This is a genomic window from Candidatus Babeliales bacterium (assembly GCA_019749895.1).
GTDB lineage: Bacteria > Babelota > Babeliae > Babelales > RVW-14 > AaIE-18.
Genome location: JAIEPG010000014.1, coordinates 24469 through 32321, shown reverse-complemented (window position 1 = coordinate 32321; position 7853 = coordinate 24469). Strand labels below are relative to the sequence as shown.

Genomic DNA, 7853 nt, shown 5'->3' with positions numbered 1-7853 from the left:
TTAACTCTTACCAGTTTTGTCAAACATACAATCGCGTTACTATTGTTCTTTGTGCTGTAGGCATATGCGTTACTGTTGGTTCTTACTTGGCTCTTCAACAAGTTAATTGCATTACTGTTGGCCATAATCAGTGGGCATTTTGCAACAATTGCATTACTGTTGTTTTTGATACCATAAACAGCCGCGTTACTGTTTTGTCTTACCTGGCTCTTCAATAAATTAATCGCGTTACTGTTTGCCATAATCAGTGGGCATTTTGCCACAATTGCGTTACTGTTGTTTTTAATACCATAGGCAGCAGCGTTACTGTTAACTCTAACTTGCGCTGTCAAATTAACAATTGCGTTACTGTTATTTGTAGCCAAAGAACCCGAAGTGAAGCTCAAATTCTTAATCGCATTACTGTTGCTATCCACCAAGTTGGTAGTTGGTTTTCTGCGGCCATTACCAAGCTCAACACCCGCCGTGTACGACTCAGTCCACGTAGTTGGCGCATTGCACCCAAAAGACTTCAAAATAGAATTTTCAGACCAGCCCATAACGCTGGCAACCTTACCAAGACGAACGCGTGAAGTTGCTGGATCAAGCACAATAGTTGAACAACGGTTAGAAAATTTTAACCCCGTCCCCCAAGCCGTTGATGATAAACAAGAAAAGCCTATCAAAAAAGGAACAATCAATCTTCTACAACGCAAACTACTCATCTCCTACTCCTTTTTCTCTCTCTTATCCTCAAATTTTTAATCAAGCTCGTCTCGGATGATCAAAAATAATTCCCTAAGACCTTAAAAAAATAAGATCTCCTCCTCTCCCCAAAAAACAGCTGTAAAAATAAGAAAAGACGAAACAGGGGCTTTTTCTCCCAAAATCGACCTACTTGGTATATTCATCGATTTTTTGTTTCGCCATTTTTTTAATAAAAAGAAGGCTGCCTGCCTACTCAAACGAGCAGCCTTCTTAATTTGTTAGAATGAATAATTTAAATTCAGCGTGGCTGTAAATGCTTTTGGTGTATTAGTACCAGCAAATACATATTCCATGCCAGCCTTCAAACGTGAGCCACAATCAAATTGATAGTTAAGCTCAAGGCCCACTTTATGAGCAACTTGTTGAGTGTTTTCTTCAATAACGTCAGTCAACCAAACATCTTGGTCAAGGTCGCTAAAGTCATCTTCCCACTTACAATATCCTTCATAGTACACGTCCATAAATGCGCGACGCACTACAAATTTTTCAAAAATATTACCAACTCTAAAGCTGGATTCAAAACCTTTGCGCAACTTGAAGTCTGCTACTCTGTCGGCCAAGCCACGGTGTGTTGAGTCGTATCTACCGTCAATTTTATTGCCATTTGCCAATTCAACGCGTTCGCCAAATACAAAGACATCGCCGAGAGCATCGTTATTGCTCAACGTAAGAAGTGTCGCCGCGCCACCTGTATTGTTATTTGCACTCAATTTTCTTGGAATTCTGCGTTTCACACGTGCTTCAAGCAAGGTACCAGAAATTTGTGAGAAGAAATGTGGGTTAAAGTAGCTCTTGTATGAATAGACGGTATTAATAAACCAGCCAAGTTCCAAGAAGCCACCATTACCAAGTTCAGGACCCCACAATTGGTTTTGCGCTTGACGGCCAGCTGTTGGTATTACCAAACGCAAACCGGTCATAAGTTTGTCAACGTAGATGTTGTCGAGATACACGTGGGTAAAGAAGGTTATGTCACCCAAACCACCAGCGCTACCACCAAGTTGGCTTACGCCTTTGGCATCAAAAATATCGGTAATGAATTTTTTGCCATCCTGACCATAATGCGCATCGAATGCTTCATCTGGAGAAGTTGTAGGGTTAGCTCCTAATGTATTGATTAATTGAGTTTGATTCAGCCCTAATTTAGCATGCAAACGATGCTTTTGGTAGACAACCGGCATTTGCATACCAACTGCTATGTTACGCTTCCAGATAAAGCGAGCAAGATCAAGATTAACTCGCCACTCTTCAGACTCACCAAGGAAAACAATCGGCGTATCTGCAAGTTGTGATAAATAAGCATTACTACCTGCGTTAATATAGTTTGATTGAGTCACGAGCCCTTCTTGCGCTAACTTACTCACCAACAACACATCTTTAACCAAAACTGGCTCTTGCCCGAAAGGCAAAATGGTAATGTCGCGGTTGTTACCGTCAGCATCATACGCATCACTTTCATAGCGATATGAACCGCCAATATTGAAAAGATGCTTATGTTTTACGTACGTTGCATACGTTGGCCATGCTGGTTGTTTGTACAAATCAGCATATTTGCCATCTTGATATTCTTGCATTACTTCTTTATGGCGAATTTCTTTCCATTGAGCTGCCATACGTTTTTGCGCTTCGCGATACGCCTCGCGGTGGTTTTTGTCAGCTTGCTCACGTTCATGCTTCATCTGATGCTTGCGGTCAGCGTTCAATTTATCTTTTTCTTTTGCCATCTTAGCGTTTGCTTTTTTTTCACGTTTACGGGCTTCACGCTCGATGCGCTTACGCTCATTAGCAGCATCACGCTCTTGCTTCTTGCGTGCACTTTCTTGCTTTTTCTTTTCAGCTTTGGCTTTCTTTTCCATGTCTGCTTGTTTGCGGCGAGCTTCTTCACGCAAGCGCTTTTGCTCACGCGTTTCATTTTTGTCATGGCTGTTGGCATGCACCGGCGCATTGCCAACAAGCAATCCTAAAGACAACAAAAATACTATACTTCTCTTCATAATCATCTTCCCCTTTTTTAATTAAGAACGATTACCATCTTCGTCGATGACAAACACTTTATTTGCCTTATCTCGACCCGTTACTACCACCTTTATTTTATTATTAATAGTACGCTTTTCATCGCCAACAATTCGATCTCCTTCTTTGAGCAACACACTAATGCCTGTTTTGGTTATTCTCACAAATGTATTACCATCTTGATCAACATACACCGTTGAAAACTGAAGACCTTGAACTGTTTGCGTTAAGAAACCTGCTAACTTATCAAATGTCATATGCTCATCGACAAAAGCATTGAAAGGAGGAACTTGTAACTTGCCAATAAAGTTTCGTTGCGGAGCAGTATCTCTACCTACAAATTCAACAAAGCCATCGCCAATTATATGAATTGGCTGAAACTTAAAATTAAACTCTTTTTCAATAAGTTGGTATTGGCCTTGTACTTCATTTTGGCCAAGTACTAGTAAGCCATTTTCAGCAACATAAAGTGTTGTGCCTGAACAGAACCATAATTTATCAACACAGCCACGTTGCGGTTCTTTATTATCACTGTTTATTTCAAACGAACCATCAATCACTGTCAGCTTGCCATCGCGATCAAATGTCAACGAAGAGCAGCCCTTGCCAATTGAGAAACCAGAATTTCCTTTAACTTTCAACTCGCCAGAACCAACAACTTTGAAAGTGATATCATTTAAAGGATCAGCCGCTACGTGCAAAAATCCACCAAAGTCTGGGCACAAGCAAGAATTGTCAACTTGAATCTCACCAATCCCTTGAATGTGGGTAGAAATACTTGGAGAGCGCAATGCCATTCTGCCACGGCGCACGTTACTTGCTGCTTTAGCTTTGTTATTTGCTTTTTTGTTACGCAGCAAGACATCGCTATTATTCGCAAAGGTAACAATAACATCTTCGCTCAACAATATGTAAGCACGTGAAGCAACTTCAGGAGTTACCGGGTCTGGGCAGTTAGTGGTAGGCAGCACAACGGCACGCTGGCCATTTAAGTTAATAATCACGCCATCAGAGAGTTGAACGGTACCGCCGCCACAAAACTCAAGAACCGAGTTGTTTTCAATATCAATCTGAACATCTTGTTCAAAAATAACGGTTTGGTTTTGGTTGATAAAGAATTTTAAAGAAGCGTCTTCATCAAAGAACAGCGTATTCTTACCAACTCTGAAAGTGTTAGTAATTTGGATCTCGTTATTTCTGCCAATAACGTTAATAATATGCGTACCTTCTTTGAGAGATACTTCTTGATCATCTCGTTGAATTACCGTTGAATTACCTTTTAAAACAAGATTAAATGGCAAGTCGGTAGAATCAGTAAGTGAAGGCAGGTTAAAGAAGTTTGCCAATATCGCGTTATTTAAACTAATGCTACCTTGCAGTGGCACAGCCAAATCAACACGAGTATCTTCATACTGAATGTCATAGCGTTCACTGTCATTGTCGCCTGGGGGCAGATCAAGCGCCCTGCTCTCAAACACATCTAAACCATATAAATCTCTTGTTTGTTTTTTGCGGCGACCAGGCTTGGCAATCGGACGAGCCATAGCTTTTGGTTTATTTGCCAAAACTGGCGGTTTTGCTTGTTCACGCTCTTTTTTCAACGCGCGTTCACGTGCTCGTTTTTGTACAAAGGCACTCTTTGGCATTTTTTTGCGCGGCACTGCTGGTCGTAAACTTCTGGCAAAAGAAGCATCAATACCTTGGCCAGTGATCTCAGTAACTTTTAAAGTAAACAATAACGAACTTTTTTTTATTGGATTGGTAAGCACTTCAAGACGGTTACCTGCCAATACTGAATTTTGATCAACAATGAATGCATTAGTATTATTATTTTGAATTGAAATGGTATTGTCATCTAAATTCAAAATAGCTAAATAATCATCACTGGTTAAATAAAGCCCCGGGTCACCCGCCAAAATTAATAATGGATTACCAGGCGCTACACCAACTTTGTCTTCAACTGGCGTGCTTAATGAAAATTTGATCGTTAGCATATTTTTAAGTGCATTACCCAAAAATGCAATGGTACCAGACAACGTCACACCATCTGTCAGTAAAATAATCGAGTTAAAGGTACCTTCGATATCAAAATTCATGGCAGAATCTTCGCGTATGCCAACTGCCGATTCGCCAATCATAGAAATTGAAGAACTTGCTTCAAAGGTCATAAACTCAAGACCTTGCAACTCAATACTCTTGAGCACCAGCGACGCCCTTCTACCTAAATGAACCAATTCGGTAGTTCCTGGAGAAGCAGGACTGAGGATTAACTTTCTTTGACCGCCAATGCCAGTAACATGCCACATTTTATTGGCAAGAACATCAATAAGCCCGTTGCTTAACGTAACGTCTTCAATAAGCTCCCAATTAACATCATCGCCGATAACAATCTTAGAATTATCACCCAATAGGAATGTATTAGCATTAATACGCTCTAAGGTAATATTTTGCAATTTTACTGTTTTTCCTGGCTTAACAATAAATTGAGGGTTTGAAGTATTACAAAAAATAATAGCACAACCTTGACCATCAATCGTCACATCACCGGTAATAACAATGGGCATGTCAGCAGGAACTTCAACGTTACCATCTAACGTCACGTCCATATCAACATCACCGCTCAAAAGCTCTTCTGCTGCATCAGACAAACCAACCAGCGAGCGATCTGCTACTTCTTTAATGTTGCCGTTGCCAGAAATTTCAAGATTGCCAGCAACAATATTACTTTGAACATTAGGTTTATTCAAATCACCATCACCATCAAAAATAGCCAGCGGTGCAAAAACATTGCCGGCTGGTGGCATCATTGGCAACAAAGTAAAACTGCAAACGTCAAGCCACAAGCTGTCAAAAATACTCAGCTTGCCCGTACCGTTAAATGTCCATTTTTTATCTCGTAAAACAAACGTTGTATGCCCATCAATAACCACATTGCCCACATTGGTAGTTAAGTTGGTATCAATATCAAGTATGGCGTTGTTAAAATGCAGCTTACTTGTTGCGCTACCAAAAGCAAAATCACCCGTCCCAATATTTTTGATATAAATATCATTTACAAATAATTCGTTACCCGCGCCAATGCTTATTTGACCACCCGGACCGAATTCAAAAATTGATCCATTACCATTTAAAAGATTGGTACCGGAAAAGGTCCAAACAGCAGCTACTTGAATAGTACCATGCAAAAACAAGCCGGTTGAATTAAGAAATGTTAAAGCAGTTGACCATGGCGTGGAATAAAAACTACCAAAATCTAAACGTCGGCCATTGGTCATAACAATGCCTGGCCCATTAATTTTCACATCGGAATTAAGCGCTAAGTTATCACCCAAAATCAACGTGCCGCCATTTAAATTAATATCAACGTTAAGGGTATTCTGCAAGGCAACTGTTAAATCAGTGCCAACTCCTGCAAGCGAAATAGCGCTACTAAACGTTGGCTGTCCCTCCAAAACGTTACCAGCGCCACTTACTGCTACCGTTTTGAGCACCGTACCAGGCTCCACACGCACACGGTCGCCACCATTCAAATTAATAGTATCACCAGCTGTTGGATCAAACGTTGCATTGACGGCAAGCTCAACTCCGCCAACATCCAATATTCCATCATTAAAAGTAAAGGTGTTCCCGCTAATTGAAGAAGATGTCTCTTCGCGAATTGTTCCATCAACACTAAGATTTGACGACCCAACATTCAACCGCGCACCAGTAGCAATGTTAAAGGCAGACTGTTTACTACCAAAGGTGACTTGCGCACCAAGATTTACCGCAATTATCGAAAAGAAAATGCCCAAATAAATGGGCACAAAAATTAACCTCTTCTTCATCCTTTACTCTCCCTTGAAAACTTAAAAGTCTTCGTATAAATACAAGCATTTTCCTTTACCAGCAATAATAATTGCTCATAAATATGCTCATAATCTTGAGTTGATTCTAGTCAGGCCATTCTCGTTTGTAAAGAAATTAAAAAAAATTATCACACAAGATGTCAATTATTCAAATTAAATGTATGACATTCCTTTTTCTATTTCATTTTTTATTGTCAAAACAGACGCCGCCAACTTATTTTGCTCATCTTGATTAAGCGTAACAGGTAACATTTCGCAAATCCCACCACGTCTCACTATAGTTGGCAAACTAAAACAAACATCCTGGGCAAGGGCATTATGTACCACTGCCGAAACGCTCAAAACTCTTGGTTGGTTTAAAATGATTGCTTGAACAATTTTTGCAATCACCAAGCCAATGGCATAAAAAGTTGAGCCCTTTTTTGCAATAATCTGCTCTGCTGCCCGTCGAGTTTTTTCAGCAATATCATCCATAATTTTTTTGTCATAACGCGTAAAAGCTGTAAGCGGAATACCACCAATAGTTGCCCCACTCCACCAAACAAACGAAGCATCACCATGCTCTCCCAAGGCATAAGCAGTTACATCTTTTGGACTAACTTGAAAATGTTCACCCAAAAGATATCGCAACCGAGCAGAATCTAAAACCGTCCCGGTCCCAAAAACTTGGCATGACGAGAAACCAGAAAGCTTCCACGTCAAATAAGTCATAACATCCAGAGGGTTGGTGACAACCAATAAAATACATTCTTTATTATGACGAACAATTTGAGGAATAATGTGTTTGAAAATAGCTGCGTTGACAGCTAAAAGATCACTGCGAGACTGCCCAACAAGTTGAGCTGCTCCAGCGGTAAGTACTACAACATCTGCTCCTGCAACCAATTCAAATGAATCGCCGGCCATTATAGTGGTTACACGGGTAAATTGCATGCAATGATTAAGATCAAGAGCCTCACCTTCTGCCCGTTCTTTGTTAGAATCAATCAAGGCAATTGACGAAATGGTACCACCAAGCATTAAAGCATAAGCGGCAGTACTGCCCACACGACCAGCTCCAACAATAGCAACTTTGGCAGAAGAAGAAATTTTGGCCATCTTGTTTCCTTTTTTCAAAGCACAAAATTTTAACTTCTTTTAGGTGTACTATAAAAAATTTTAATAAGGCAATAAAAAATATCTTTTAATGAAAAAGGGCACCACTTTATCAGTGATGCCCTTTTTTTACTTTTACTAAAAAAGACG

The 7853-nt window shown here is 40.2% G+C and carries 4 protein-coding genes; all 4 read right to left on the bottom strand.

Annotated features, from left to right (window positions below; genetic code table 11):
• Positions 1-704, bottom strand: a 704-nt coding sequence (locus tag K2W90_06965) for a hypothetical protein (protein MBY0354075.1), incomplete at its 3' end; no start/stop codon positions are given.
• A 261-nt stretch (positions 705-965) separates the two neighbouring features.
• Positions 966-2741 (bottom strand): trichohyalin-plectin-homology domain domain-containing protein, encoded by a 1776-nt coding sequence (locus tag K2W90_06960; protein MBY0354074.1) that lies wholly within the window; start codon positions 2739-2741, stop codon positions 966-968.
• Between the two features lie 21 nt (positions 2742-2762).
• Positions 2763-6587 carry a hypothetical protein gene (locus K2W90_06955; GenBank protein ID MBY0354073.1) on the bottom strand — a complete coding sequence of 1275 codons (3825 nt, stop codon included), beginning with the start codon at positions 6585-6587 and terminating at the stop codon, positions 2763-2765.
• A 174-nt stretch (positions 6588-6761) separates the two neighbouring features.
• Entirely contained in the window at positions 6762-7706 is a 945-nt protein-coding gene (locus tag K2W90_06950; GenBank protein MBY0354072.1) for an L-lactate dehydrogenase, read from the bottom strand.
• Positions 7707-7853 lie beyond the last annotated feature (147 nt).